Source organism: Lysobacter sp. SCRH-1R, assembly GCF_057747855.1.
This window is the reverse complement of the sequence record NZ_CM173227.1, coordinates 1,808,614-1,834,206: the sequence shown is the minus strand read 5'-3', so window position 1 is coordinate 1,834,206 and position 25,593 is coordinate 1,808,614. Positions and strand designations below refer to the sequence as shown.

Sequence of the window (25,593 nt, the reverse complement as noted above, 5' to 3'; positions counted from 1 at the left end):
GACGGTCTTATAGGCCTGTACGCGCTGCGACCGTGGGGTGTCGATCCAGGCGGTGCCGCCTTGCTCGTCCGTCTTGCCTTCGGCGAGTACACGGTCGCCATCGACCACCTTGTAGCCGTAGCCCGCGAAGCTGCGACCGTCGTCCTTGACCATTAGATAGCGGCCGCTGTAGGGGCCTTGGGCTTCGACGAGCGCTGCGGCGGCGTTGCCGGTGATTGAGAGTGCGTTCCCCGCGCCGTCCGCCTCGATCGTCACCGGGCCTTTGAGGAGGATTTGCAGTGCGTCGAGTTTGATGCCCGCGTCGTCGATGGTGACGGTGCCACCGGGCCCGCGCAGTCTTCCCAGATCCTGCACGTCGATCTCGATGACCCGTGCGCGGTGGACGATGTTCGCCGGCTTCGACGTCGATGCGCCCTTCGACGCGATGCTCGTAATGCCCGCCAGTCTCGGCCCTGCGATCCGTCGCGGTCTTCTCGATGCGGACGTTGCCGATGGACTCGATCAGGTCTTTGCCGATAGTGAGCTGGCGTGTGCGGCCGATGTCGAGGACGTGGTCGCGGCCCAGGGTTTCCTTGCGGTCCTGGCCAATGCTAAGGGCCTCGTCGTTGCCGACCTGCTCCTTGCGGTCGTGGCCGATGGCGATGGCTTCGTCATTGCCGACGTCCTCCGTGCGGTCGTGGCCGACCTTGGTCGTCTCGTCGTTCTCCACGACGATGTTCTGATCCTTCTGCGCGTGGACGAAGATCTCTTCCTGGCCGGCTTCGTCCTCGAAGCGCAGTTCGTTGTAGCCGTTCGCCTTGTGCGACTTTGTCTTGAAAACTGTTCTTGTTTTATGCCTTGGAAGTTCGTACGGCGGAAGATTGGCCGCGTTGTACGTGCGCCCGGTGATGATCGGCTGATCGACCCGACCATCGAGGTAGCTGACGATCACTTCGGTGCCGATGCGCGGGATCGCCATGAAGCCGTACATCGGCCCGGCCCAGCCCTGCGCGACGCGGATCCAGCAGGAGCTGGATTCCTGCCTATCCGTTTCACGATCCCACGGAAAGTAGACTTTTACGCGCCCGTGAATATCGCAGTAGATCTCCTCATTTTCCGGGCCGACCACTTCCGCCACTTGCGGCCCGTCCATCACCGGGTGCGGTGCGGGTTCGGGCTTCCAGTCGTAATGGGCCGGCACCACGGTGGCGGCGTATTCGTAGCGGCTGCCGTGTTCGGCGCCGGCCGCGTCGGCTTCCTGCGAGGCGGCCTGCTCGCCTCGGTGGTGCATGGCGATCACGCGCCAACGCGCGTTCAGCGCGTCGTTCGAATGCCCGGTGAGATCGAACGCCAGGCCCGGCCACAGGCGCGCGTCGTCGCCTTCGATCAGCGCGTGCTCGGCCAGGTTGCGCAGGCCGGCCAGCTTGGTGCGGGTGAAGGGCCGGCCCACTTCTGCCCGCTTGTACCCCGCGGCGTAGTCGTAGAACTCCAGTTCCCCGATCGCGCGCTCGGCGGCCCACGGCCGGGCCTCGTGTTCCTGGTTGTAGGGCGGATTGTGGAAGCTGTATTCGCGCTGGGTCACCCGCGTCGGCGCGAGTTGGCGGCGGTGGACGAAGTGCCACAGGTGCGGCACCGGTGCATCGCCGGCGGGCGCCGGCTGGTACAGCACCTCGCCGTCGAGCAGTGGCGCGGTGTCGATGCGATCGCTCAGCACCAGGCGGCCTTGGCGGCCTTCGGTCTGGTGCCAGTACACGATGCCCACTTCGGTCGCGAGCCGGTACAGGAACTGGTCGTCGTGTTCCCGATACTGGACGGCATACTCGCGCGGCTCGTGGCTGGCGAGGTATGTCGTCTTCGAGCCCTGCAGGCCGTGCTCCTTCAGGATCGTCGCCAGGATCTCCGGCGCGGTGACCTGTTGGAAGATGCGGCTGTCGTGGCGCAGCGCCAGACGCGCCAAGGGTGATTCGACGACGGCGCGATAGCGAGTGAGCCGAAACCCGGTTTCGCATTGCTCGAACGCGGTGCAGATGCCGACGACCTTGCGTTCCCCGACGCCTTCCCGCTCGATGGCGAACACCGCCTCGTGATCCAGCAATTCCGCCGCATCGATCGCGTCATCAGCGCTGGAAAGATCGAGCTCCAGCCGGAACGATTGCGAAACGCCTTCGGTCAGCTCGAAACGGACCACATCCAACGCCAGCCCGTCACCCAAGGCGATGGAAAATCTTACGTCCGGCCGCATCCTTCCTCCGTTGAAGTCAAAGCGAAGCCGCCGTTTTACCCACGTCCCAAAGTCCGTCGCAATTCGAAGAAGTCGCGCGTTTTCTTCACGCAGCGGGGCAAACCCCGACATCGGCAACGCCGCCGCGTTTGCGTTACCGCATCACGATGCGGTGCATCTTCTTTCCATCGAAGGAAGAAGTTCCACGGAATTTCCACGTTTCGCGTTCGTCTTCGAGTTGGACGAGCACACGCCGAAAGTGGGTGTCGCAAGCGATGGTTGGCGATTACGGCGGGAAACGGCCATTCCCCGCCCGCGGTGATGAGCTGCATGACGAGCGCCGGTTGGCCCGAAACCTGCCCGAACCCGCGCGCCGCCCGCCGCGCCACCTTGGCCCAAGGGCCAATTGAGCCCCGCCGCGAACGGCGTAGAAGAAGGGGATCACCGGACGGGGCCGCCCGTCGGACATCACGAGGACTCCACGATGAACAAGCCGACGTTCCTGAAGTCGCTGTCCCTCGCCGTCGCCGTCGCGGCCGTGCTGGCGGTCTCGTCCGCGTCCGCCGCGGACGGCGACAAGAGCAAAATCAAGGGCCTGATCACCTCCGTGCAGGGCGACACCATCGTCGTGAAGGACGCCAACAACGCCGAACAGACGGTCACGCTCTCGCCCACGACGAAGTACAAGCGCACCAAGGGCCTCACCGGCGTGGTGCACGAGAAGGCCGAACAGGGCGCGCTGATGCCGGGCCTGCCGGTCACCATCGACGCGGTCGCGGCGGGAAGCGGCTTCGATGCGACGGAGGTGTCGTTCAAGTCCGAGGACTTCCGCACCGCGCAGCAGGTGCAGGCCGGCCTGGCGCCGACCACCGCGCGCATGAACGAGTTCGGCAAGTACGAAGCGCTCGCCACCGCCGAGGTGCTGTTCGATTCGGGCAGCGCGAAGATCAGCCCCGCCGGGAAGTCCGACCTCGATGCCTTCGCCGCCAAGGCGAAGGAAACGCAGGATTACCAGGTCGTGCTGCAGGGCTTCACCGATTCCACCGGCAATGCCGAAGCCAACGAACGCCTGAGCGTGCGCCGCGCCAACGCCGTCGCCGATTACCTGCAGCAGCAGGCCGGCCTCCAGCCGGGCCGCGTGCGCGCGGGCGACGGCATGGGCGTGGCCACCGATGCCGGCAGCGGCAGCAATGCGGGCGCGCGCAAGGTCGTGGTGAAGCTGATCGTCGACAAGGGCGTGCAGGCAGGCAAATAACGCAGCCATCGCGACGGCGGGGTTCCCTCCCCCACCTGCCGCCGCGCGAGTGGAGGGTTCCATGCGCATCGCGATGCTTACCGCGGCGACAGCCGCGCTGCTGCTGGCGACGTCCGGCGTCGCATCCGCCGCGCCGGCGCAATCGCCCGCTGCGGCGAACCCGTCGACCGCATCGTCCGGCACGTTCACCCGCGAAGAACTCGACCAGATGATGGCGCCGATCGCGCTGTATCCGGACGCGTTGCTCGCGCAGATCCTGATGGCCTCGACCTATCCCGGCGACGTCGCCGATGCCGTGGAGTGGTCGAAGGCGCACAAGGACGCCAAGGGCGAGGACGCGGTGAAGCAGGTCGAGGGCCAGCCGTGGGATCCCAGCGTGCAGTCGCTGGTCGCCTTCCCGCAGCTGCTCGCCGTGCTCGGGCAGGACCCCAAGTGGGTGCAGCGCCTGGGCGACGCGTTCCTCGCGCAGCCCGACGCGGTGATGGAATCGGCGCAGCGCTTGCGAAGGCAGGCCGATGCAGCCGGCAACCTGAAATCGAACGAACAGCAGAAGGTCACCAGGGAAGCCGCGCCGGCCGGCGGCACGGCCGCCGCGCCGCAGACGATCGTGATCGAATCCGCGCAGCCGGACGTCGTCTACGTCCCCAGCTACAACCCCAGCGTGGTCTACGGCACCTGGGCGTATCCGTCGTACCCGCCGTACTACTACCCGCCGCCGGCGTACTACTACCCGGGCGGCGCGCTGATCAGCTTCGGCATCGGCATGGCCGTGGGCGGTGCGTTGTGGGGCGATCTGGACTGGGGACACAGCGACATCGACATCGACGTGGACCGCTACAACGAGTTCAACCGCAACACCAACCGCACCGTCAACCGCGACCAGATCAGCCGCGACGGCAAGTGGCAGCACAACGCGGCCAATCGCGACGGCGTGCCGTACCGCGACAGCGCCAGCCGCGAACGCTACGGCCGCCAGCTCGACGGCGCCGGCCAGCGCGAAGCGGCGCGGGGGCGCGATCCGTCCAGCGTCGCCACGCGCGATCCCGCGCGCTCGGCCGAACGCGACCGCGCACGCCAGGCGATGGAACAGCGCGGGTTCGAAGCGCCGGCGACGAGCAACCGCGAAGCGCGCGATCGCGCCGGGCAGGCCTCGCGCGATATCGCCTCCAACCCGAACCGCGGCGATTTCCAGCGCAGCGGCGGCCTCGACAACGCGCAGGCGCGGCAGAGCGCACGCGACCAGCACCTGGGTTCGAGCGGCGCGCGCAACAGCAACGCGTTCACCGGCGCGAGCAATCCGGCGATGTCGCGCGGCGATGCCGGACGCGGCCATCGCAGCTACCAGCAATCGCAACGGCCGGCGGCCTCGCGCGGCGGCGGCCACCAGATGAGCCGTCCCTCGCGCCCGCCGATGCGCGGCGGCGGCGGACGCCGGCGCTGAGCAGGAGAACGACGACATGACCGCATCCGTCCGCTGGCTCCCGCTCGCCCTCGCCGCGTGCATCGTCGCGCCGCTGCACGCGCAGGAAACCTTCGCCACGCCCGAAGCCGCCGCCGAGGCGCTCGTCGGCGCGCTCGGCACGAAGACCGCCGATGAAACGCGCCTGGACGCGGTGCTCGGCCCGCAATGGGACGAAGTGATCCCGCGCGGCAGCGTCGATCGCGAGGACGTCGACGCCTTCCTCGCGCGTTATCGCGAGAAGCGCGCCTTCCAGCCGCAGGACGCGACCCACCAGGTGCTCGCGGTCGGCAAGGAAGCGTGGACCCTGCCGGTGCCGCTGGTGAAGAACGCCAACGGCTGGACGTTCGACCTGAAGGCCGGCGAGCCGGAGATCCGCGCGCGTCGCATCGGCCGCAACGAACGCGAGGCCAAACAGGCGGTGCTCGCCTACCACGACGCGCAGATCGATTACGCATCCGTCGATCGCAACGGCAACGGCGTGCTCGAGTACGCGCAGAAGTTCGTCAGCACCAACGGCAGCCACGACGGGTTGTACTGGGCCGACGACGGCGGCGAGGAAAGCCCGATCGGCCCGCTGTTCGGCGACGACACGCCCAGCGGCGAATGGCACGGCTACCGCTACCGCATCCTCACCGCGCAGGGCCCGTCGGCGCCCGGCGGCGCGTACAACTACAAGCTCGGCGACGCAATGACGCGCGGCTTCGCGCTTGTCGCATGGCCCGCGCGTTACGGCGACAGCGGCGTGATGAGCTTCATGATCAGCCACGAGGGCGAGGTGTTCGAGAAGGACCTCGGCCCACAGGGCGAGCAGATCGCGCGCACCATGACCAGCTTCGATCCAGACAGCAGCTGGACCGGAGCCGGCGAACGCACGGCCGCATCGGATTGAGCCACGGGACATCCATCATGAAGGCAATCGCGCTGGTCCTCGCCCTTACCTGCACCGCCGCGCTCGCGCCCGCTGTCGCCCGGCAAGGCGCACCAGCCGAGCGCGCGCTCGATCCGAAGGCGGTCAAGGCGCTCGCGCAGATCGGCACGAAGCTGCGCGGCCTGCGCGAATACACCGTCTCGGCCGAGCTGCAGACGCGCGCGCCGCTGGCTTCGGGCGAATACCGCGATTTCCGCGGCAACGTGCGTTACCAGGTGCGCACGCCGGACCGCCTGCACGCGTCCATCCGCGGCATCGGTTTCGATCGCGACGTGGTGTTCGACGGCCGCACCATCGCGGTCTTCTCGCCCGCGCAGAACACCTACGCGCGCATCGAAGCGCCGGGCACGCTCGCGACGATGGTGTCGGAAGTCGAGCAGCGCACCGGGCTGGCCATTCCCATCGCGCAGCTGTTCCACTGGGACGACCAGGCCAGGCTGCTGGAAGGGGCCGAGCGCGCGACGTATTCCGGCCAGGCCCTGGTCGGCGGACGCGATTGCGCGCACTACTCGTACAAGAAGGCCGGCGTCGCATGGGAAGTCTTCGCCGACGCGCAGCACCTGCCGTGCAAGCTGGCCTTCGTCGACACGCGCGATCCCAACCTGCCCGGCTACAGCGCCGAACTCACCTGGGACGAACGCGCGCGCGTGCCGGACGCCGCGTTCGTCTTCGAGCCGCCGGCCGGTGCGAACGAGATCGCCTGGGACCGGTTCAAGGCGCAGGGGCAATAACGTTCAATCGTCGGCGACGTCCGGATCGAACACGAGGAGGTCGCCGGGCTGGCACTCCAGGTGCCGGCAGATCGCCGCCAGCGTTTCGAAGCGGATGCCGCGCACCTTCCCCGACTTGAGCAGCGACAGGTTCGATTCGGTGATGCCGATCCGCTGTGCGAGGTCCTTCGAACGGATCTTGCGCAGGGCGAGCATGACGTCCAGGCGTACGACGATTCCCATGGGCGTCTCCTAGACGATCGAACGGCTGTCGTCTTCCAGCCGCGCCGCCTCGTCGAACAGGCGCGCGACCAGCCAGAACAGCGCCGCCACGGTCAGCGTGACGAGGTCGCCGGCATCGAAGCTCATGCGCAGCAGGCCGTCGGCGCGCGCGATCGCGTCGGCGGACATGACGACCGCCGGCAACGCCACGCGGACGATGGCCGCGAGCAGGAACAGCAACGCGAAGCGCCGGAAGTGCCGCGTCGCGTCGGCCGAGAACACGCGATCGCGTCCCACCCGGCCGAGCATGCGCGCCAGTTCGAACAGCGCCGTACCGATGAGCAGCGCGACGACCACCGCCGTCCATGCGGCCCAGCGCAGCGGAAGTGCGCCAGGCTCCAGCGTCGCCGAGACGAAGCGCCCGCCCCAGCCGTTCAGGGCCAGCAGCGCGGCGAGCGTCGCGACCATATAGAAGGCGCCCGCCGCGAGCGCGGCATAGCGAAGCAGGCGCGCGTGCCGCGCCAGGCTCGTTGACATTTCCGACTTGCGCATATTAGTTTCTGTTTTACAGAAATTATTTCATGTCAGGCAAATACTAACATGCGCATCGGCAATCCACATCCCGCCTTTCGGGCGCCCCTTCTCGCGGCCTCGCTGCTGGTCGCCCATGGCATTGCGTCCGCTTCCGACTCGACGCCTCCGGCCGCGTTGACGGTCCCTTCCAAACAGGCCGCCGTCGAACAGGCGCTGGAGGACGCCGACGCCGGCGACGTGTTCGCGCTCGAACGCCTGGACATCGCCGGCGTCGAGCCGGAACTCGCCGCCATCGCGACGGCGCGCATCGCCGCGGCGCGCCTGCGTTCGCATGAGGCCATCGCCCTCGCCCGCCCGGTCGCGCAGGATGCGGAAGCGTCGGCCGCGCATCGCTCGCGCGCCTGGGCGGTGCTTGCCGATGCGGCGTTCACTTCCGGCGATTACGCCGAAGCGGCCCGCGCCGCGCAGCGCTGGCAGGACGTGCTGCGCGAACGCCGCGCGCCGCAGAAGGACATCGACGACGCGCAACGCCTGGCCGCGCTGGCGGGCGCGATGTCGGCCGCGCCGCGACAGGCAGTGGAAACGCTCGCGCCGGAGACGGTGACGACGCGCCGCGACAAGGTCGGCCTGTCGCGCGCCGACGCGACGGTGAACGGTCTCGTGCAGGACGCCGTGCTCGACACGGGCGCGGGCCTGTCGGTGGTGTCGCAAAGCACCGCCACGAAGCTCGGCCTGCGCATGCTCGATGGCGCGGCGACCATCGGCAGCGCGGCCCGCCAGGCCGTGCCCACGCGCATCGGCATCGCCGAACGTTTCGCCTTCGCCGGGCTGGAACTGCGCGACGTCGCCTTCCTCGTGCTCGACGACGCGCAACTGCAACTGCCGGTGCCGGGCGGTTATTCGATCGACGCGATCATCGGCTTCCCGGTGCTGCGCGAATTCCGGCGCCTGCGCTTCGAACGGGACGGCGCGCTGGTGCCGGAACCGGGGGCGCGCGCCGCGACGACGGAGAACCTGCGCGTGGTGTCCAATGCGTTGTACGTGGACGCGAAAGTCCGCGACGTGCCGCTCGCGCTGCACCTGGACAGCGGCGGCCCGCGCTCGTTCCTGACCACGCGCTTCGCGCAGCGTCATCCGCATCTCGTCGACGGCCTGCCGCGCAAGGACGAGCGCATGGCCGGCGCCGGCGGCTCCACCACGCGCGTTTCCGCGCTGATGCCGAACGCGCACGTCGATGTGGCCGGTGCGCGCGCCACGCTGGCGGAGCTGCCGGTCGTGGTCGAGGACGGCGCCCACGTGCAGGCGCAGAACTTCGGCCTGATGGGCGGCGACGTGCTGGACCAGTTCGAGCACTGGACGCTGGATTTCGAGACGATGACGTTCGAGGTGGGGGCGCGGGTGGCTGGGGGATAAAGACTCCGGCGCAGCCTTCCTCCGTCATTCCAGCGAAAGCTCGAGCCCATTCTGCTCCTGGGGCTCTGCTTCGACGCGAGACATCGCCCCTCACCCCAACCCCTCTCAGCTCTGCACTCCCTCCGGTCGCCGCAGGGAGAGGGGTTCAAACCGACCACACCACCTGCACGACACATTTACCCCGCTCCCCCGACCATCACCGCAACGCACGATTCCACAGGAGCGAACGCATGGCCGGATCCGGCCGCATGGTGGTGGTCGCCGCGCTGCTCGGCAATGCGGCCGTCGCGGTCACCAAGTTCATCGCGGCGGCGTTCACCGGATCCTCGGCGATGCTCAGCGAAGGCGTGCATTCGCTGGTGGACACCAGCAACCAGGTGCTGATGCTGCACGGCCTGCGGCGCGCGGCGAAACCGCCCGACGCCGCGCATCCCTTCGGCTACGGACGCGAGCTGTACTTCTGGGCGTTCATCGTCGCGCTGATGGTGTTCGCGCTCGGCGCGGGCATCTCGTTCTACGAGGGCATCGTGCACCTGCGCCACCCGCGCGAGATCGAGAATCCGCTGGTGAACTACATCGTGCTGGGCGCATCCCTCGTCTTCGAAGGCGCGACCTGGTACGTGGCGCTGCGCGCATTCCGCGCGGCGAAGGGACGACGCGGCTGGATCCGCGCCTTCCGCGACAGCAAGGACGCCAGCACCTTCACCGTGCTGTTCGAGGACACCGCGGCGATGCTCGGCCTGCTGATCGCGCTGGCCGGCATCGTCGCCGCGCAGGTCACCGGCGATCCGCGCTTCGACGGCTACGCGTCGCTGGGCATCGGCGCGGTGCTGGCGGTCACCGCGATCCTGCTCGCTCGCGAAACCAAGGGCCTGCTGCTGGGCGAGGCGGCGCAGCGGCAGGTGGTGAACGACATCCTGCGCATCGCCGACGACGACCCCGACGTGCGCTGCGCCAACGGCGTGCTGACGCAGCAGCTGGGGCCGGAGAGCATCATCGCCGCGCTCAGCGCCGACTTCCACGACGCGCTCACCACGCCGCAGATCGAAGCCTGCGTGATGCGCATCGAACGCGCCGTGCAGCGCACGCACCCGGACGTCACCGCACTGTTCGTCAAGCCGCAGACCGCCGAAACCTGGGCGCGGCGCAGTTCGCGATGGGATCCTGACCGCGTCACGCCCGACAACATCGATGCGACGTGAGGGCATCCGTTCGACGCGCGCTCCGCCCCGCGCAAAGCCATCGTGAAGATGAATCCACCGCCGCGTCACGCCTGTCCAACGACGTGGATGCGAGCGTCGAGGCACACGCGGAGTGCGAACGGAGGCCGCAATGAGCGCTTTCAAAGCCATCCAGGACCAGGTCATCGTCGTCACCGGCGCGAGCAGCGGGATCGGATTGGCGACCGCCGTCGCGGCCGCGCAGCGCGGCGCGGCCGTCGCGTTGCTTGCGCGCAGCGCGGAAACGCTGCGCGACGTGGTCGAGGAGATCAACGCCGACGGCGGGCGGGCGCTGGCGATTCCCACCGACGTCGGCGACATCGATGCCGTGCAGGCCGCCGCGCGGGCGGTCGCCACGGAATTCGGGCGCATCGATACGTGGGTGAACAACGCGGGCGTGTCGATCTACGGCATGCTCGAGAACACCAACCTCGACGACGCGCGCCGCCTGTTCGACACCAACTTCTGGGGCGTGGTGCACGGCAGCCTGTGCGCCCTCCCCCACCTGCGCGCGAACGGCGGCGTGCTGATCAACGTCGGCAGCGAGGTGTCCGAAGCGGTGGTGCCGCTGCAGGGCGTGTACGCCGCCAGCAAGCACGCGGTGAAGGGATTCACCGACACCCTGCGCGTCGAACTGGAGAACGTTGAGGATGCGAACGTGTGCGTGGTGCTGATCCAGCCCACCGCCGTCGACACGCCCTTCCCCGAGCACGCGCGCAACACGATGCCGCGCGAGCCGAAGCTGCCGACGCCGCAGATCGATCCGGAACAGGTCGCCGACGCGATCCTGCACGCGGCCGAGAAAGGCGGACGCGACGTCAAGGTCGGCGCGATGGCGCGCGTGAACACCGCGACCTCGCACCTGTTCCCGCGACTGGCCGATCGCATGTCGGCGAAACAGGCGCAGCGACAGCAGCGCGACGAGGCGCCGCGCAATCCGATGGGCACGCTGTACACGCCGGGCGAGGCGGGCCGGATCCACGGGTCGCGTTGATCCCGCGCACGGTCGTCCGGCTCTTGCAGCGTCGGCCCCGACGCGCGCTACACACCGATACAAAACCCCCGCCCCGCGAACACATCCGCGATACGCGGTTCCACGACGCTGTCTCCGCCGCGCCGCTGAAGGCGCCCCATCCCGGAGCACGACCATGGACCGCACTGCCCCAGACCGCATCGACCCGCTGCGCCGCCGCTTCCTCGGCACCGCCGCCGCCAGCCTCGCCGCCGCTTCCTTCGGCCTGACCACCGCCTCCGCCAGCGCCGCCACGCCGCGTCCGCCGGCGCGCGGCACGGCCGGCTCCGGCGCGAACGCCACCCTCGGCCCCGTCCGGCAGATCCGCGCCGGCGTGCTCGACGTCGGCTACGTCGATGCCGGTCCCGCCGACGGCGCGCCGGTGCTCCTGCTGCACGGCTGGCCGTACGACATCCACAGCTACGCCGAGGTGGTGCCGCTGCTCACGGCCGCCGGGTATCGCGTGATCGTCCCGCACCTGCGCGGCTACGGCAGCACGCGCTTCCTTTCGCCCGACACGCCGCGCAACGCCCAGCCCGCCGCGCTGGCGGACGATGTCGTGCAGCTGATGGATGCGCTGGACATTCCGCGCGCCGTCGTCGCCGGTTACGACTGGGGCGGCCGTTCGGCCGACATCGTCGCCGCGCTGTGGCCGGAGCGCGTCAAGGCGCTGGTCGCGGTGAGCGGCTACCTCATCGGCAGCCAGCAGGCCTCGCAGGCGCCGCTCGCACCGCAGGCCGAGCTGCAGTGGTGGTACCAGTTCTACTTCGCCACCGATCGCGGTCGCGCCGGCTACGAACGCAACCGCCACGAGTTCGCGAAGCTGATCTGGAAACTCGCCTCGCCGAAGTGGGCCTTCGACGATGCGACCTTCGACCGCAGCGCCGCCGCGCTGGAGAACCCGGACCATGTGGACATCGTCATCCACAACTATCGCTGGCGCCTGGGGCTCGCGCCGGGCGAGGCGAAGTACGATGCGATCGAACGCAGGCTGGCGGGCTTCCCGTCGATCGCGGTGCCGACGATCACGCTGGAAGGCGACGCCAACGGCGCACCGCATCCTTCGCCGGAAAGCTATGCGAAGCGCTACACGGGCAAGTACGAACATCGCCTGCTGACCGGCGGGATCGGCCACAACCCGCCGCAGGAAGCGCCGCGCGCGTTCGCGCAGGCGGTGGTGGATGTGGATCGGATGTGAGTTTTCGAGCCCCTCGCCCTACGGGAGAGGGCTGGGGTGAGAGTCGCGACGTGTGGTGCGGTGATGTCTCGACACGGACAGCACACGCTTCTCTTCGTCGCGCTCGCCGCGAGCGGCTTCTCCCCTCCCCAAACCTCCCTGCACTCGCAGGGCAGGCAGCCAAACGCTCACCACACCCACGAAGAACATGGACGGCAGCATCACGCCCGCCCGCCGATATTCCGCGACATGGAACCCTTCCCCGTCGAGCGCAGCCTCATCCGGTTGCGCGTACGCGAACATGCGGCCTACGTCAGCGCCAGCGATACCGTGCTGGCGACCGGCACCACGGGCTTCATCGATGGCGGCGAGGAAGGACTGTACGTCCGGCAGACGCGGCTGCTCAGCCGCTACCGCTGCTTCATCGGGCGCCGGAGGCCGCGTCCGGTCACGCTCAGCAGCGTGCGCCAGGACAGCTGGATGGGTTACTACGTCGTGCCCGCGCCCGGGGTCGGCGAAGCGGAGCCGGACGACGTCGCCTCCGCCGCCGCGCAACAGGCGCTGGAGCTGCGCGTCTCGCGATGGGTCGGCGACGGCATGCGCGAGGAATACGCGCTGACCAACTTCACCCAGGAAGCGGTGGCCTTCCGCCTCGCACTCGACGTCGACGCCGATTTCGCCGACACCGAGGAAGCCCGCGCCCAGCGCCTGCAGAAAGGCACGACCAAACGCCGTTGGCGGCGGTGCGGGGACCATCACGAACTCACCTTCGACTACACCGTCGCGCGCGAGGTGCGCCGCGACGGCAAGCGCCAGCGGCTGCGCTTCGACGCCGGCCTCACGCTGCGCATCGAAACCGACGACGACGTGGTGCCACGCCATCGCGACGGACGCATCGCGTTCGACATCGAGCTCGCGCCGGGCCAGACCTGGGAAGGCCGGCTGCAATGGATCGCGCGCTTCGGCGAGGACACCCTGCCCTGCCCCGCGCCCGATCGCGAACTCGACGGCGCGGAATCGAAACAGGATCCGCACGGCAGCTACCTGGGCGTGGCGACCGACATCGACGCGCTCGATCGCGACAGTCTGTCCGGCGCAGTGGACAGTGCGGTGCATCGTGCGCGAATGGATCTCGCCGCGCTGCGGCTGCCACGCTTCGATCGCGGACCGGACGCCTGGACGGTCGCCGCGGGCCTGCCGATGTACATCGCGTTGTTCGGTCGCGACACGCTCACCACGGCGCAGCAGGTCGCGATCCTCGGGCCGGAAGTGCTGCGCGGCACGTTGCCGGTGATGGCCGACTGGCAGGGCCGGCACGAAGATCCATGGCGCGATGAAGCGCCCGGCCGCATCCTGCACGAAGCGCATCCGGGCCCGCTCGCCCAGCTCCAGTTCAAACCGAAGGACCGCTACTACGGCACGCTCACCGGGCCCGGCCTGTTCTGCACGGCGCTGGCGCATCTGTGGCAATGGACCGGCGATCGCCACGCGGTCGAACCGCTCATCGAACCGGCGATGGCCGCGCTTCGCTGGCTCGACGAACGCGCGTGCGACGAGGCGCACGGCTTCCACGCGATCGCCACGCGTTCGCGCGACGGGCTGAAGAACCAGACGTGGAAGGATTCCGACGACAGCATCGTCGAGGAAGACGGCCGCACCGCCGATCACCCCGTCGCGACCTGCGAGGAACAGGGCCAGGCGTACGCGGCCAAGCACGCGATGGCGCAGGTGCTCGACGCGCTGGGCCGCAAGCGCGAGGCGAAACGGCTGGCCGACAGCGCGCAATCGCTGCGCGAGCGCTTCGACGAAACGTACTGGATGGACGACGTGGGCTGCTACGCGATGGCGCTCGGACGCGACGGCCACCTCGTGCGTTCGGTCGGTTCCAACGCGCTGCGCTGCGTGGGTTCGGGCATCGTGCCGGACGAGCGCATCCCGCGCCTGATGGAGCGCATGTTCGCGCCGGACATCTTCAGCGGCTGGGGCATCCGCACGCTGTCCAGCGACCATCCGGCCTACAACCCGTACGCCTACCATCGCGGCACGGTATGGCCGGTGGAACATGGCGCGATCGTGCGCGGCCTCTTCCACCATGCGCAGTTCGATCGCCTGGAACAGCTGTGCCGCGCGCAGTTCGAGATCGCGTCCGCGTTCGACCAGTACCGCCTGCCCGAATGCTTCAGCGGCCATCCGCGCGACAAGCGGCATCCGTTCCCGGCGACGTACCCGCCGGCGAACTCGCCGCAGGCATGGTCGGCCAGCGCGGTGCTGATGTACGTGCAGTCGCTGCTGGGCCTGCAGCCGTTCGCCGCGTTGGGGCTGCTGCTGGTCGATCCGCAACTTCCACGCTGGCTGCCCGCGCTGACGCTGTACCGGCTGCGCGTCGGCAAGGCGCGCGTGACGCTGCATTTCCGGCGCGATGCGGATGGACGAAGCCGGTTCGAGGTGCGGGATCTGGAAGGCGAGCTGACGGTGCGCGCGGCGCATGCGCAGTGGCGCGACGTGATGGCGACGCAGGGGGAGATCCGCGAGCGGTTCGGCGTGTGAATGGCCGCAACAACTCCGCTCTTGCAGCTCTTGTAGCCCGGGTAAGCGCAGCGCACCCGGGGGCCTGTCACGCTCACCCGGGTGCGCTCCGCTTACCCGGGCTACAAAAGCGCACACGCTACCGCAGCCGCGGCAACACCTCCCGCCCGAACACCTCCACGAACTCCCGCTGCCACCGGTTCACGTTGTGCAGGTACAACGCATCGAACCCGAGCGACGCGTATTCGCGCAACCACTGCACGTGCCGCGCGGGATCGGCCGACACGTGCACCGCTTCGGCGACCTTCTCCGGCGCCACCTGTTCGCCCAGCGCCTCGTACGCCTGCGGCGTGCACAGGTCTTCCGACAGGTCCGCCTCCAGGACGTTCGTGCGCCACTGCTCGTGCGCGCCGCGCAGCGCGTCGTCCTCCGAACGCGCGTACGACAGCTTCACCTGCAGGATCACCGGCTTGCCCTCGCCGCCGTTCGCGCGGAACGCCTCGACGATCGGCCGCAGTGTCTCCATCGGCTGGCTCACGGTGATGAGCCCGTCGGCCCAGCCCGCGCCCCATGCCGCGGTCTCCGGCGACAGCGCGGCGACGTGCACGTCCGGCGGCGCCCCGGGCCGCGTGAACAGCTGCGCATGCGAAACACGGAACGCACCGCGATGGTTCACCGTCTCGCCGCGCCAGAGCGCGCGCATCACCTCCACCGCCTCCAGCAACCGACGATTGCGCGCGTCCTTCGATGGCCATTCCTCGCCGGTGATGCATTCGTTCAGCGCTTCGCCGCTGCCCACCGCCATCCAGAATCGCCCGGGAAACATCGACGCCAACGTCGCCGCGGCCTGCGCGATCACCGCCGGGTGGTAGCGCCCGACCGGCGCATTGACCACGCCGAACGTCGCATCCGTGCGCGCCATCGCCGCGCCGAGCCAGCTCCACGCATGGCCGCTGTGCCCCTGCGCGCGGCTCCACGGATGGAAATGGTCCGAACACATCATCCCGTCGAAGCCCGCTTCCCGCGCGCGCGCGACGAGTTCGAGCAGCTCGCCCGGCGGAAACTGTTCGTGCGATGCGTGGAATCCGATGCGGGACATGCGTGTGCCTTCGCGCCATGCGCTTTCGCCATCGAGCCTACGCGCGCGGCGTGAACGCGATGCCATCGCGCGCCCGTGACACGCCCTTGCCGCCGCGCGTGCTACATCGCATTCATGGACACGAAGATCGGACACCGGCGGTGGGCCATCGCCGAAGGCTACATTCCCGGCCGCAGCAACGGGCCGGCGCCGGAACTGGAAAGCCACGAAGCCTGTTGCATCCTGAACGCGACCGACGAAGCGGCGAACGTCCGCATCCATGTGTACTACGAGGACCGCGACCCGGTCGGCCCCTACGAACTCACCGTGCCGGCGCGCCGCACGAAGCATCTGCGCTTCAACGAGCTCGACGATCCCGAACCCATTCCGCGCGACACGCCGTACGCGAGCGTCATCGAATCCGACGTGCCGATCGTGGTGCAGCACACGCGGCTGGATTCGCGCCAGGCCGAGAACGCGCTGATGAGCACCATCGCCTTCGGGCAGGGATGAATCGCGCGCGGCATGGCATGGCGACGCACTGGAGCAACTGGTCCGGCAGCATCGTCAACCATCCGCGCCGATGGTTGCAGCCTCCGGACGAGGACGAACTGCGCCGGGCGCTGTCGACGCTCGCTCCCGACGACTGGCCGATCCGCGCGGTCGGCACCGGGCATTCCTCCAGCGGCGTGGTCGAAGTCGACGGCACGCTGGTGTCGATCGGGCAGCTTCGCGGCCTGGTGTCGGTGGATGCGACCGCGCGGCGCGCCACCGTCCGCGCCGGCACGCAGCTGAAGGAACTCGGCGAGCTGCTCTATTCGCACGACCTGACGCTGCCCAACTTCGGCGACGTCGCGACGCAGACCATCGGCGGCGCGATCGGCACCGGCACGCACGGCGCCGGACTGGAGCTGCGCAACCTGTCGGACATGCTCGTGGCGGCGGAACTGGTCGATGCGCAGGGCCGGCTGAACACGATCGACGAGCACGATCCGCAACGCCTGCGTGCGGCGAAGGTGGCGCTCGGCACACTCGGCATCTTCACCCGCGTCACGCTGCAGCTGGAGCCCTATGCCGACGTGGAACGGCGCGAGTTCGCGGTGCGCACCGACCACGCGCTGGCGATGTTCGACGATCTCGCGCGGCGCAACCGTTCCTTCGACTTCTACTGGTATCCCAGGCGCGACGACGTGAAGCTGCGCATGGTCAACGTCGCCGGCGGCGGCACGGTGAGCCTGCCCGGCGCGCGCCTGCTCGAAGTGCGCGGCGGCGCGCCGTACGACGTGATCCCCACGCACAGCGGCATTCCGCACCGTTTCGAGGAATGCGAGTACGCGCTGCCGGCCGACGCATGGCGCGCGTGCTTCGACCGGGTGCGCCGGCGGATGCGGTCGCGCTGGCGACACGTCGTCGGCTGGCGCGTGCTGGTGCGGACGGTGGCGGGCGACGACGCGCTGCTCAGTCCGTGCCACGGAGGCGATCGCGTGACGATCTCGCTGCACCAGAACAGCACCCTGCCCTGGCGCGCGTTCTTCGACGACATGGAGCCGGTTTTCCGGGATCACGGCGGGCGTCCCCACTGGGCGAAGAAACACGGCATGGACGCGGCCGGCCTCGCGCCGCTGTATCCGCAATGGGCGGCCTTCGCGCAGGTGCGCGCCGTGCTCGATCCGCGCGGGGCGTTCATGGGCGCGCCGCTGCGGCGACTGCTGGAGGTGGACGATGGCCGCGCGTGATGCCGCGCCGCATCCCGCTCCGATCGGACGCCTGCGCTGGGCCGTGTCCGCCGGCTGCATCCCGACGGATTCGACCGGACCGGAGCCGGAGTTCACCAGCCGCGACGTGTTCGCCATCCTCAACGCCAACGATGCGATCGCGCACGTTCGCGTGCGGGTCGTCTACGCGATGCACGAAATCGTCGGCCCGTTCCGCGTCGCCGTCGCGCCGCAGCGCATGCGCCAGCTGCGCGTGAACGACCTGATCTTTCCCGAGGCGGTGCGATTGGGCGAGGCGTACTCGCTGGTGTTCGACAGCGATGTGCCGGTGGTGGTGCAGTTCGGCCGCTGCGATACGCGTCAGGCGGCGAACGCGGGATTCATGGCGATGGCGTTCGCCTGCGGTTGAAGCACGGACGTCAGCCCTCGCCTTCGCGCCGCCACAGGCGCGAATCCAGGTGCAGCGGCGAGCGGCGGACTTCCTCCAGCGAGGCCGCCTCCGGATGCGCCACGTTGACGAGCACGTTGTGCTCCGTCGGCGAAATGGCGCTGGGCACCAGCAGCGCGAGCGATTCGTGCGAGCGCACCCACGCATCGCCGATGGCCTGCACGTGCGCGCGGTACGGGCGCTCGTGCCAGTCCGGCGGAAGCGACGGCGCGTGCCGCGCGCGTTCACGCGGGATCGTCGCCTCGACCAGGAACAGCGTCTCCTCCGGTTCGCCGTCCAGATGCGCGAGGAACTCCAGCATCGCGCACGAGCAGCACGAGGATGCGTACACCACCGGGGTTCCCGTGGTCGTCCAGCGACCGCCGCCGGAGGCGCCTTCGCGGGAGAACGCCGTGTCCGCATCCTTCTCCGCGACCACGCGGTACAGGCGCAGCATCGGCTCCCCCGCGTCGTGGCCGCTTCGCTGCGTTCGTTCGTGCGGGTGCCTGTCGCCCATCGTGGGTCTGTGGCCGGCGGTGGTCGCGACAGGATCGCGCGGCCGGCGTCGACCGCGCGTGGACGCTCGCGGCGGCGTTCGTTTACGAAAGCGCCACGCGCGGGCCCCTACGCTGAGCGGCCTGGACCAGGAGGCTTGGAGACGATGCGCGAATTCCTGAGGAACAACGGGTTGTCGCTGGTGCTGCTCGCCTGCCTGCTGGTGCCGCTCGTCGGCCAGGTGCTCACCGGCCACAAGGTCTACAACGAGGAACTGGTGCGCGAAGGCGGCGCGCCGCTGACGCTGGCCGCGTACCTGACCAGCGGCCATCTGGTGTCGTCGGTCTTCGAGAACTGGGAAAGCGAGTTCCTGCAGATGGGCATGTACGTGCTGTTGACGGTGTCGCTGCGGCAGCGCGGCTCGGCGGAATCGCGGCCGATGGAACCGCCCGAGGAGGACGAGCCCACGGTCGACCCGGGCCCGACGCCGTGGCCGGTGCGCGCGGGCGGGATCTGGCGGACGCTGTACGGGCATTCGCTGGCGATCGCGTTCGGGTTGATGTTCGCGATGTCGTTCGTGTTGCACCTGTCGGGTAGCTGGCGGCGCGAACTGGCCGAGCGTGCGCTGCGCGGCGAGGCGCCGATCCCGCTGATGGATTACCTGACGGAGTCGCAGTTCTGGTTCGAGTCGTTCCAGAACTGGCAGTCGGAATTCCTGGCCGTGCTCGCTTTGGTGCTGCTGAGCATCTGGCTGCGCCAGGACGGCTCGCCGCAGAGCAAGCCGGTGGAGGCCCCGCATTCGCAGACGGGAACGTGAGGACGGCGCGGTTGTCAGCCCCTCTCCCCACGGGAGAGGGGTTGGGGCGAGGGGCGGCGGCGTGTTGGCGTAGATGATCGCTTGAATGTGCACCCGCACGAGACGAGCGAAAGCACCCGGGTGCGGCTTCGCCTTACCCGGGCTACGACAGCAGGCGCCCGTCTTCGGCAACCCTCACACCATCGGCGGATCCGTCTCCCGCACCCAATGCCGATGCTGCGACACCGCGTCGATGAACGCCGCGATCGTCTCCTCATCCTCGCCATCGCCATGCACGATGCCCGGGTCCTCGCTGCCGTCCGGCAACACGCGCGAGGCCCCCGCGCCTTCCAGCAGCGTCGTGGAAGCGCCCAACGCGAGGATCGGTTTGCAGTGGCGATACTGTTCCTTGACGAACTCCGCCGCGCGTCCATCGACCGCCAGCACCTTGATCGCCCGCTCGCCGTCGGGCAGTACCAGCGCGTCGAACAGCGGCGCCGGTTCGTTCTCCATCGAGGCGTCCGCCTGCAGCGTTTCGCCCTCGGCGGTGATGAACGGACCGATGCGCTGGCCGACCAGGCGCGGCACCGCACCGGCGTCGAACAGCGCCCGCTGCACCGCGGCCAGCGGTGCACCGGCGACGCCATCGCACACCAGCAGCGCGATCTTCCGCGAACGAATGCCGCCATCGCCCGGATGCGCCAGCAGCGACAACGCCGCCGATTGCCGCACTTCCGCGCGCGGCACGCGGGCGAGTGCGCGCGGTGTCGGTTCCACCAGCCCCATGCCGAGCCCCGCCGCGACCGACGTCGCCAGCTCGCGCGACACATTCATCAGGTTCGCCACCATGCGTTCACGGACCGCCGGTACCGTCACCTTGCTCAGCTCGAAGCGGAACGCACCGACGATGTGCGCCTTCTCCGGCTCGCTCTGGCTCTCGTAGAACAGCGTCGCCTGGTTGTAGTGTTCGGCGAACTTCTCCGGCCGGCCGCGCAGTTCCTCACCGCGCAGCGGCTCGGGGAACGACACGAAGCCCGCCGTTCCCGCCTGGAACGGACATCCGCCGCCGAGGCTGTTGGGTTCGTATGAAACGCGACCGCGATGGATCGCCTGGCGATGGAACCCGTCGCGCTGGTTGTTGTGCACCTGCGCGACGGGCGCGTTGATCGGGATCTCGTGGAAATTCGGCCCGCCCAGGCGCAGCAGCTGCGTGTCGACGTACGAATGGATGCGCCCCGCCAGCAGCGGATCGTTGGTGAAATCGATGCCGGGCACCACGTGCGCGGTGCAGAATGCGACCTGCTCGGTCTCGGCGAAGAAGTTGTCCGGGTTGCGGTTGAGCACCATTCGCCCGATCGGCTCCACCGGCACCAGTTCCTCCGGCACGATCTTGGTCGAATCGAGCACGTCGAAACTGAACTTGTTCGCCTGTTCCTCGGTGAAGACCTGCACGCCGAGTTCGTACTCGGGGAACTCGCCGGCCTCGATCGCTTCCCACAGATCGCGCCGGTTGAAGTCCGGATCGGCGCCGGCGATCTTCACCGCCTCGTCCCACGCCAGCGAGTGCGTGCCCAGCCGCGGTGTCCAATGGAACTTCACCAGCCGCGATTCACCCGCCTCGTTGACGAAGCGGAACGTATGCACGCCGAAGCCCTGCATCATGCGGAAGCTGCGCGGGATGGCGCGGTCGCTCATCAGCCACAGCAGCATGTGCGTGGACTCGGGCATCAGCGAAACGAAGTCCCAGAACGTGTCGTGCGCGGAGGCGGCCTGCGGCATCGCGTGGTGCGGCTCGGGCTTGAGCGCATGCACCAGGTCGGGGAACTTCATCGCGTCCTGGATGAAGAACACCGGCATGTTGTTGCCCACCAGGTCCCAGTTGCCTTCGTCGGTGTAGAACTTCACCGCGAAGCCGCGCACGTCGCGCGCGGTGTCCTTCGATCCGCGCTCGCCCGCCACGGTGGAAAAGCGCACGAACACCGGGGTGATCTTGCCGTCCTCCTGGAACGGCGCGGCGCGCGTGATCCGGCGCAGCGAGCGGTAGCACTCGAAGAAGCCGTGCGCGCCGGAGCCGCGCGCGTGCACGATGCGCTCGGGGATGCGCTCGTGGTCGAAGTGGGTGATCTTCTCGCGCAGGATGAAATCCTTCAGCAGCGCGGGGCCGCGCAGGCCGGCCTTCAGCGAATCCTGGTTCTGCGCGATCGGCACGCCCTGGTTGGTGGTGAGGAACTGCCCGCCCGAATCCACGCGCACGCGATCGAGCGGGCCCACGGTGGGATTGGTGCCGGGCTGCGCCTGCGTGCCGGTCTTGGGCGATTGCTGCGCTTCGCTGAGCGTGCTTGCGCTGGCGAGCGGCGTCGGCACGACGTGCGCGCCTTCCGGCGGCGCGAGCGCGTTGTCGCGGCCGTACTCGGCGGCCTTGGTCGGGTTGTGGTCGAACGTGGCCGCAGCCGCCTGCACGCCCAGGCCTTGTTGCACGAGCGGATCGTCGGCGCCGCCGGACATCTTCGCCGGGCCGCTGTCGGTCGGCGCGCGGCGCGCGGCGCGCGAGCCGACGTTCTTCTTCGTCGCGGACTTGCGTGCGGAGGTCTTGGTCGGGGCGGTCTTCTTCCGGCTGGCCATGAAGTGTTCTCCTTCGATGCTGGCGCGTGTGGACGCAGGGGCGTGCGGACAGGAAAACGCACGGCGCGCCCTGACCTCGCCGGAGCTTGACGTCTGCGAAGTGGACGTTGCGTCGTGCGCGGCGCATCGATGTTCATGTTGGCGAAGACGGCGTGCCCGTCGCCGATTCATCCGTTCGCGCCGCCCACCCGTGCATGCGCCACTTCTTCGCGCCGCGTCGAAGTTTCTTCCGCGCCCGCGTCCGCTTCCACGTCGCCCGCGTCATGCGCCTGCGCAACGAAGCATCGGGCGCGATCGACGCCGCTGGCATGCGCCTTGCGACAGCCTGCTCGACAGGGCCGACGAGGGGACTTCATGCACGCAGGGGAATTGCCGAAGGGCTGGCGCATCTATGCCGAGCCCGCCACCGCCGACGGACGCTGCCGGCTCCGCCTGATCGCACCCAGTGGCATCAGCAGCACCTGGTGGCTGCGATCGAACATGAATTCCGGACAGGTCGTTTGCGCCCTCGCCCACGACCAGGGTCGCGCGGGCGCGCGCGAACGCGGCGGCCGGGTGATCGACCGGCGCGTACGCGACACCGACGAGCCTTACCGCTCCACCCGCTGAACGGACGCGGCACCGGGCCCGGCGCGCTCACGCCGGGGCGACGCCGTGCCCAGCAGATTCGTGGCGTGTTCCCCACGCGCTGCGGTTTCGAATGCCCACGCAGGAAACTCCCGGCTCGCCCGACGGCCCGCTCGACACCGGTTCCCTCGACATCCGCCTGTTCGACGGCAATGGCAAGGTCGAGGACATCGAGCTGGACGCGGTGGACCTTCCGAAGCTGGAAGAACACCAGCTGCTCTGGGTCGACCTGGAAGGCGGTGGCGATGCCAGCATCGAGCAGGCGTTCGAGCAGCTGGGACTGGCCGGAGAGAGCCTGCGCGACTTCGCCGGCCGCAGCGCAAGTCCGGAACTGCGCGTGCACAACGGCGTGTTCTTCGTGCGCGTGGTGGCGGTGCGCAACGACGGTGACCTGGCCTACAACGGCACGGTGGTGTCGATCCTCACGGGGAAGAACTTCGTCGTCACCGCGCACCAGGAACCGGTGGAATTCCTCAAGCAACTGCGCGAGCGCGAAAGCGACGATCCCGGCCTGGGCATGCTCAGTGCGGACAGCTTCACCGCGTCCCTGCTGGACTGGCACCTGAATACGTACTTCGAAGCGGTCGCCGATTTCGAGAGCGCGGACGAGCGGCTGGAGAACGACATCCTCGACGAGAGTCGCCGCCACTGTCTCGGCGACCTGCGCGGTCTGCGCAAGGCCGCATCGCGCCTGCGGCGGATGCTGTCGGCGCATCGGACGGTGTTCTCGGCGATCGCGCGGCCCGACTTCCGCCCCACCGCCGACGGCGAGGTGAACCGCCACTTCCAGACCGTCGACACGCATTACCAGCGCGCCATGGAAGCGGTGGAAAACGCGCGCGACGTGGTGATCGGCTCCTTCGAACTGTTCAGCAACCAGACCGCGCTGCGCACCAACGCGATCATGCGCGTGCTGACGATCCTCACGGCGGTCACGGGCAGCCTGGCGGTGGTCGCCGGCGTGCTGGGAATGAACTTCAAGGCGCCGTTCTTCGATACGGGGCTGACCGGGTTCGTCGTGGCGATCTGCGGGATGGGGGCGCTGGCCACGGTGGGGTTCACGCTGGCGTGGTGGCGCAAGTGGTTGTGAAGCAGGAGTGAGTGAAAGGAGCGAGAAGCGAGCAGCGCTCCACTCACCTCTCGCACCTCGGGCTTCTCAATCCGGATACAGCACCACCTTCCGGCAATCCTCCTGCTTCTTCTCGAAGACCTCGTATCCCCTCGGTGCGTCCGACAGCGGCATGCGGTGGCTGATGATGATCTCCGGGTGCAGCTCGCCGTTGGAGATGTGCTCCAGCAACTGCGGCATGTACTGCTGCACGTGGGTCTGGCCCATGCGGAACGTGAGGCCCTTGTCGAACGCGTCGCCGAACAGGAAGCCGTGGATGAAGCCCGCGTACACGCCCGGCACGCTCACCACGCCGCCACGCCGCGTCGCCGCGATGCACTGGCGCAGCGCCTTGCCGCTGGAGCCTTCCAGCTTCAGCGTCGTCATCGCAGTTTCCAGCTTGCTGCCCTTGGCCTCGAACCCCACCGCTTCGATCGAGGCATCCACGCCACGGTTGTCCATCATCGCGACGATGCGCTCGGCGGGGTCCTCTTCCTCGTCGAAGTCGATCGTCTCCACGCCGTAAGTGTCGCGCGCGAACTGCAGCCGGTACGGATGGTGGTCGACCATGAAGATGCGCTCGACGCCGAGCAGCCGCGCGCTCGCGGCGGCCATCATGCCGACCGGCCCCGCGCCGAAGATCGCCAGCGACGAACCCGGCCCCACCGCCGCGTTGATCACCGCCTGGTAGCCGGTGGGCAGGATGTCGGACAGGAACAGCACCTGTTCGTCGCCTAGCGTGCTGTCGGGAATCACCAGCGGCCCGACGTTGCCGTGCGGCACGCGCACGAACTCCGCCTGCCCGCCCGCGTAGCCGCCGTACAGGTGCGTGTAGCCGAACATGCCGGCGCCGGAGCGCACGTCCTTCTTGTTGAGGATCGCGCCGCGATCGGGATTGGTGCGCTCGCACGCGGCGAAGAGCGCGCGGCTGCAGAAGAAGCAGTCGCCGCAGGAAATCGTGAACGGAACCACGACGCGGTCGCCACGACGCACGCGCGTGACGCCCGGGCCGACGTCCTCGACGATGCCCATGAACTCGTGGCCGAGGATGTCGCCGTCCTTCATGCCCGGCACCTTGCCGCGATACAGGTGCAGGTCCGAACCGCAGATCGCGGTCGCGGTGACACGCAGCAGGAGGTCGGTGTCGTCGACGATCGCCGGATCGGGCACGTTCTCGACGCGCACGTCGAAGGAACCATTCCATGTCAGTGCTTTCATTCGCAGCTCCTGGTCGTCGATTCATCGATACGCGGCGCCCGGCCGCGCAGCCGCAGCGGCTGCGAACGGGCCGGGGACGAAAGCGCTTCGCCGCGACGGCGCAACGCCGTCGCGGCGGTCGCGCGGAGGCGTCACTGCGTCGCGCCGGCGTTCTGTTGCAGCGACTTCGCGCGCTCCAGATGCATCGCGACGTGTTCGCGCGAGTTGGTGAGGAACGCGCGCACGTTGGCGTCCTGCGCGGCCGGGAGCAGGCGGTCGTCGATCAGCGACAGCGCTTCCTGGTGGCCTTTCACCATCGCGTCGATGTAGGCCTTCTCGTAGTCCTTGCCGGTCTGCTGGTCGAGCGTGGCGAGTTCGGAGCGTCCCTTCTCCTCCATCGCCGTGACCTCCGGGCTGGTCTCGCTCATTCCGAGCTTCTCGCCCGCCTGCAGGTTGGTCGAATGCTCGCGATGCAGCAGGTTCGCGAAATCGAGCACCTCGCCGGTGACCTTCTTGCCGCGCGCCTGTTCGGCCGCCGCGATCTCGTGCTTGTCGACCGCGCCGACCAGCGCGACCGCCTGGCCCTGCGTGAGCGCGCCAGTGGCCGGCGCGTTCGGCGTGGACGGTGCGGTGCCGGGCTCGGGGGCGGTGGTGGGAGCGGCACCGGCGGCATCGGCGGATGGCGTGGTCGCGTCTGCGGCCGGCGTGTCCGTCCGCGCGGCGTCGTCGGCGGTGGTGTCGTAGTCGCGACTGCAGCCACTGATGGCGACAAGCGCCAGTGCGATCGCGAAGGAAAGCTTCAATGCGTGGTTCATGTCGATGTCCTGGTTGGAAGTGACTTGCGATTCCTGCGATGCCGGTTCGTCGAA

Annotated in this window: 23 protein-coding genes; 15 read left to right on the top strand and 8 right to left on the bottom strand. The window is 68.9% G+C overall.

Annotated features, from left to right (window positions below; genetic code table 11):
• Nucleotides 1-7: 7 nt before the first annotated feature.
• Complete coding sequence (locus AC3ANK_RS08295) at nucleotides 8-2,221, bottom strand: type VI secretion system Vgr family protein (protein ID WP_484172694.1); 2,214 nt, start codon at nucleotides 2,219-2,221, stop codon at nucleotides 8-10.
• A 463-nt stretch (nucleotides 2,222-2,684) separates the two neighbouring features.
• On the opposite strand from AC3ANK_RS08295, the gene AC3ANK_RS08290 reads away from it, so the two are divergent.
• From AC3ANK_RS08290 to AC3ANK_RS08275, 4 genes are all read left to right on the top strand, one after another.
• Nucleotides 2,685-3,455, top strand: a complete 771-nt coding sequence (locus tag AC3ANK_RS08290) for an OmpA family protein (protein ID WP_484172693.1) — start codon at nucleotides 2,685-2,687, stop codon at nucleotides 3,453-3,455.
• Nucleotides 3,456-3,516: 61 nt separating this feature from the next.
• Nucleotides 3,517-4,896 carry a DUF3300 domain-containing protein gene (locus tag AC3ANK_RS08285; RefSeq protein ID WP_206858573.1) on the top strand — a complete coding sequence of 460 codons (1,380 nt, stop codon included), beginning with the start codon at nucleotides 3,517-3,519 and terminating at the stop codon, nucleotides 4,894-4,896.
• A gap of 16 nt (nucleotides 4,897-4,912) precedes the next feature.
• Nucleotides 4,913-5,806, top strand: a complete 894-nt coding sequence (locus tag AC3ANK_RS08280; RefSeq protein ID WP_484172692.1) for a DUF2950 domain-containing protein — start codon at nucleotides 4,913-4,915, stop codon at nucleotides 5,804-5,806.
• Nucleotides 5,807-5,823: 17 nt separating this feature from the next.
• Nucleotides 5,824-6,576: a DUF2092 domain-containing protein gene (locus tag AC3ANK_RS08275; RefSeq protein ID WP_484172691.1), complete on the top strand. Its 753-nt coding sequence runs from the start codon at nucleotides 5,824-5,826 to the stop codon at nucleotides 6,574-6,576.
• A gap of 3 nt (nucleotides 6,577-6,579) precedes the next feature.
• On the opposite strand, the gene AC3ANK_RS08270 is transcribed toward AC3ANK_RS08275, so the two are convergent.
• Together AC3ANK_RS08270 and AC3ANK_RS08265 are read right to left on the bottom strand one after the other, a co-directional pair.
• Nucleotides 6,580-6,798 carry a helix-turn-helix domain-containing protein gene (locus tag AC3ANK_RS08270; protein WP_206858603.1) on the bottom strand — a complete coding sequence of 73 codons (219 nt, stop codon included), beginning with the start codon at nucleotides 6,796-6,798 and terminating at the stop codon, nucleotides 6,580-6,582.
• A gap of 9 nt (nucleotides 6,799-6,807) precedes the next feature.
• Nucleotides 6,808-7,314, bottom strand: a complete 507-nt coding sequence (locus AC3ANK_RS08265) for a DUF2975 domain-containing protein (RefSeq protein ID WP_206858606.1) — start codon at nucleotides 7,312-7,314, stop codon at nucleotides 6,808-6,810.
• A 171-nt stretch (nucleotides 7,315-7,485) separates the two neighbouring features.
• On the opposite strand from AC3ANK_RS08265, the gene AC3ANK_RS08260 reads away from it, so the two are divergent.
• From AC3ANK_RS08260 to AC3ANK_RS08240, 5 genes are all read left to right on the top strand, one after another.
• Nucleotides 7,486-8,724: an aspartyl protease family protein gene (locus tag AC3ANK_RS08260; RefSeq protein ID WP_484172690.1), complete on the top strand. Its 1,239-nt coding sequence runs from the start codon at nucleotides 7,486-7,488 to the stop codon at nucleotides 8,722-8,724.
• Nucleotides 8,725-8,954: 230 nt separating this feature from the next.
• Entirely contained in the window at nucleotides 8,955-9,926 is a 972-nt protein-coding gene (locus tag AC3ANK_RS08255) for a cation diffusion facilitator family transporter (RefSeq protein ID WP_484172689.1), read from the top strand.
• 130 nt (nucleotides 9,927-10,056) lie between these two features.
• Nucleotides 10,057-10,938 carry an SDR family oxidoreductase gene (locus tag AC3ANK_RS08250; RefSeq protein ID WP_484172688.1) on the top strand — a complete coding sequence of 294 codons (882 nt, stop codon included), beginning with the start codon at nucleotides 10,057-10,059 and terminating at the stop codon, nucleotides 10,936-10,938.
• A 154-nt stretch (nucleotides 10,939-11,092) separates the two neighbouring features.
• Nucleotides 11,093-12,154, top strand: coding sequence for an alpha/beta fold hydrolase (locus AC3ANK_RS08245; RefSeq protein ID WP_484172687.1), 1,062 nt, complete (start codon nucleotides 11,093-11,095; stop codon nucleotides 12,152-12,154).
• A 228-nt stretch (nucleotides 12,155-12,382) separates the two neighbouring features.
• Nucleotides 12,383-14,680, top strand: coding sequence for an amylo-alpha-1,6-glucosidase (locus tag AC3ANK_RS08240; protein WP_484172686.1), 2,298 nt, complete (start codon nucleotides 12,383-12,385; stop codon nucleotides 14,678-14,680).
• Nucleotides 14,681-14,798: 118 nt separating this feature from the next.
• Here AC3ANK_RS08240 and AC3ANK_RS08235 read toward each other — a convergent pair whose 3' ends face one another.
• Nucleotides 14,799-15,758: a TIGR03885 family FMN-dependent LLM class oxidoreductase gene (locus tag AC3ANK_RS08235; protein ID WP_484172685.1), complete on the bottom strand. Its 960-nt coding sequence runs from the start codon at nucleotides 15,756-15,758 to the stop codon at nucleotides 14,799-14,801.
• Between the two features lie 114 nt (nucleotides 15,759-15,872).
• Between AC3ANK_RS08235 and AC3ANK_RS08230 the strand changes: the two genes are divergently transcribed.
• From AC3ANK_RS08230 to AC3ANK_RS08220, 3 genes are read left to right on the top strand one after another with little or no spacing between them, the layout of a single operon-like run.
• Complete coding sequence (locus tag AC3ANK_RS08230) at nucleotides 15,873-16,250, top strand: sensory rhodopsin transducer (RefSeq protein ID WP_206858641.1); 378 nt, start codon at nucleotides 15,873-15,875, stop codon at nucleotides 16,248-16,250.
• Between the two features lie 17 nt (nucleotides 16,251-16,267).
• Nucleotides 16,268-17,473 carry a D-arabinono-1,4-lactone oxidase gene (locus AC3ANK_RS08225; RefSeq protein WP_484172684.1) on the top strand — a complete coding sequence of 402 codons (1,206 nt, stop codon included), beginning with the start codon at nucleotides 16,268-16,270 and terminating at the stop codon, nucleotides 17,471-17,473.
• Nucleotides 17,460-17,861: a sensory rhodopsin transducer gene (locus AC3ANK_RS08220; RefSeq protein WP_206858662.1), complete on the top strand. Its 402-nt coding sequence runs from the start codon at nucleotides 17,460-17,462 to the stop codon at nucleotides 17,859-17,861. Before AC3ANK_RS08225 ends, AC3ANK_RS08220 begins: the two co-directional genes overlap by 14 nt.
• Nucleotides 17,862-17,871: 10 nt before the next feature.
• Here AC3ANK_RS08220 and AC3ANK_RS08215 read toward each other — a convergent pair whose 3' ends face one another.
• The gene (locus AC3ANK_RS08215) at nucleotides 17,872-18,396 is read right to left on the bottom strand and encodes an RES family NAD+ phosphorylase (protein ID WP_206858664.1); all 525 of its coding nucleotides are present in this window, start codon (nucleotides 18,394-18,396) and stop codon (nucleotides 17,872-17,874) included.
• Nucleotides 18,397-18,540: 144 nt separating this feature from the next.
• Here AC3ANK_RS08215 and AC3ANK_RS08210 point away from each other — a divergent pair, with 144 nt between their 5' ends.
• Nucleotides 18,541-19,191 carry a DUF6766 family protein gene (locus AC3ANK_RS08210; RefSeq protein WP_206858667.1) on the top strand — a complete coding sequence of 217 codons (651 nt, stop codon included), beginning with the start codon at nucleotides 18,541-18,543 and terminating at the stop codon, nucleotides 19,189-19,191.
• Nucleotides 19,192-19,365: 174 nt separating this feature from the next.
• On the opposite strand, the gene AC3ANK_RS08205 is transcribed toward AC3ANK_RS08210, so the two are convergent.
• Nucleotides 19,366-21,792: a catalase gene (locus AC3ANK_RS08205; protein WP_484172683.1), complete on the bottom strand. Its 2,427-nt coding sequence runs from the start codon at nucleotides 21,790-21,792 to the stop codon at nucleotides 19,366-19,368.
• A gap of 354 nt (nucleotides 21,793-22,146) precedes the next feature.
• On the opposite strand from AC3ANK_RS08205, the gene AC3ANK_RS08200 reads away from it, so the two are divergent.
• Nucleotides 22,147-22,401, top strand: a complete 255-nt coding sequence (locus AC3ANK_RS08200; protein WP_484172682.1) for a hypothetical protein — start codon at nucleotides 22,147-22,149, stop codon at nucleotides 22,399-22,401.
• 91 nt (nucleotides 22,402-22,492) lie between these two features.
• Entirely contained in the window at nucleotides 22,493-23,509 is a 1,017-nt protein-coding gene (locus tag AC3ANK_RS08195; protein WP_484172681.1) for a magnesium transporter CorA family protein, read from the top strand.
• 66 nt (nucleotides 23,510-23,575) lie between these two features.
• Here AC3ANK_RS08195 and AC3ANK_RS08190 read toward each other — a convergent pair whose 3' ends face one another.
• Nucleotides 23,576-24,745 (bottom strand): zinc-dependent alcohol dehydrogenase, encoded by a 1,170-nt coding sequence (locus tag AC3ANK_RS08190; protein WP_206858676.1) that lies wholly within the window; start codon nucleotides 24,743-24,745, stop codon nucleotides 23,576-23,578.
• A 131-nt stretch (nucleotides 24,746-24,876) separates the two neighbouring features.
• A complete protein-coding gene (locus AC3ANK_RS08185) occupies nucleotides 24,877-25,539 on the bottom strand; it encodes a DUF4142 domain-containing protein (RefSeq protein WP_484172680.1) in 663 nt (220 codons plus the stop codon).
• Nucleotides 25,540-25,593: the final 54 nt, after the last annotated feature.

What these genes read in the sequence shown, in the direction of transcription:
- AC3ANK_RS08295 (WP_484172694.1), bottom strand. Translation starts at nt 2,221, where the DNA reads ATGCGGCCGGACGTAAGATTTTCCATCGCCTTGGGTGACGGGCTGGCG.
- AC3ANK_RS08290 (WP_484172693.1), top strand. Translation starts at nt 2,685, where the DNA reads ATGAACAAGCCGACGTTCCTGAAGTCGCTGTCCCTCGCCGTCGCCGTC.
- AC3ANK_RS08285 (WP_206858573.1), top strand. Translation starts at nt 3,517, where the DNA reads ATGCGCATCGCGATGCTTACCGCGGCGACAGCCGCGCTGCTGCTGGCG.
- AC3ANK_RS08280 (WP_484172692.1), top strand. Translation starts at nt 4,913, where the DNA reads ATGACCGCATCCGTCCGCTGGCTCCCGCTCGCCCTCGCCGCGTGCATC.
- AC3ANK_RS08275 (WP_484172691.1), top strand. Translation starts at nt 5,824, where the DNA reads ATGAAGGCAATCGCGCTGGTCCTCGCCCTTACCTGCACCGCCGCGCTC.
- AC3ANK_RS08270 (WP_206858603.1), bottom strand. Translation starts at nt 6,798, where the DNA reads ATGGGAATCGTCGTACGCCTGGACGTCATGCTCGCCCTGCGCAAGATC.
- AC3ANK_RS08265 (WP_206858606.1), bottom strand. Translation starts at nt 7,314, where the DNA reads ATGTCAACGAGCCTGGCGCGGCACGCGCGCCTGCTTCGCTATGCCGCG.
- AC3ANK_RS08255 (WP_484172689.1), top strand. Translation starts at nt 8,955, where the DNA reads ATGGCCGGATCCGGCCGCATGGTGGTGGTCGCCGCGCTGCTCGGCAAT.
- AC3ANK_RS08250 (WP_484172688.1), top strand. Translation starts at nt 10,057, where the DNA reads ATGAGCGCTTTCAAAGCCATCCAGGACCAGGTCATCGTCGTCACCGGC.
- AC3ANK_RS08245 (WP_484172687.1), top strand. Translation starts at nt 11,093, where the DNA reads ATGGACCGCACTGCCCCAGACCGCATCGACCCGCTGCGCCGCCGCTTC.
- AC3ANK_RS08240 (WP_484172686.1), top strand. Translation starts at nt 12,383, where the DNA reads ATGGAACCCTTCCCCGTCGAGCGCAGCCTCATCCGGTTGCGCGTACGC.
- AC3ANK_RS08235 (WP_484172685.1), bottom strand. Translation starts at nt 15,758, where the DNA reads ATGTCCCGCATCGGATTCCACGCATCGCACGAACAGTTTCCGCCGGGC.
- AC3ANK_RS08230 (WP_206858641.1), top strand. Translation starts at nt 15,873, where the DNA reads ATGGACACGAAGATCGGACACCGGCGGTGGGCCATCGCCGAAGGCTAC.
- AC3ANK_RS08225 (WP_484172684.1), top strand. Translation starts at nt 16,268, where the DNA reads ATGGCGACGCACTGGAGCAACTGGTCCGGCAGCATCGTCAACCATCCG.
- AC3ANK_RS08220 (WP_206858662.1), top strand. Translation starts at nt 17,460, where the DNA reads ATGGCCGCGCGTGATGCCGCGCCGCATCCCGCTCCGATCGGACGCCTG.
- AC3ANK_RS08215 (WP_206858664.1), bottom strand. Translation starts at nt 18,396, where the DNA reads ATGGGCGACAGGCACCCGCACGAACGAACGCAGCGAAGCGGCCACGAC.
- AC3ANK_RS08210 (WP_206858667.1), top strand. Translation starts at nt 18,541, where the DNA reads ATGCGCGAATTCCTGAGGAACAACGGGTTGTCGCTGGTGCTGCTCGCC.
- AC3ANK_RS08205 (WP_484172683.1), bottom strand. Translation starts at nt 21,792, where the DNA reads ATGGCCAGCCGGAAGAAGACCGCCCCGACCAAGACCTCCGCACGCAAG.
- AC3ANK_RS08200 (WP_484172682.1), top strand. Translation starts at nt 22,147, where the DNA reads ATGCACGCAGGGGAATTGCCGAAGGGCTGGCGCATCTATGCCGAGCCC.
- AC3ANK_RS08195 (WP_484172681.1), top strand. Translation starts at nt 22,493, where the DNA reads ATGCCCACGCAGGAAACTCCCGGCTCGCCCGACGGCCCGCTCGACACC.
- AC3ANK_RS08190 (WP_206858676.1), bottom strand. Translation starts at nt 24,745, where the DNA reads ATGAAAGCACTGACATGGAATGGTTCCTTCGACGTGCGCGTCGAGAAC.
- AC3ANK_RS08185 (WP_484172680.1), bottom strand. Translation starts at nt 25,539, where the DNA reads ATGAACCACGCATTGAAGCTTTCCTTCGCGATCGCACTGGCGCTTGTC.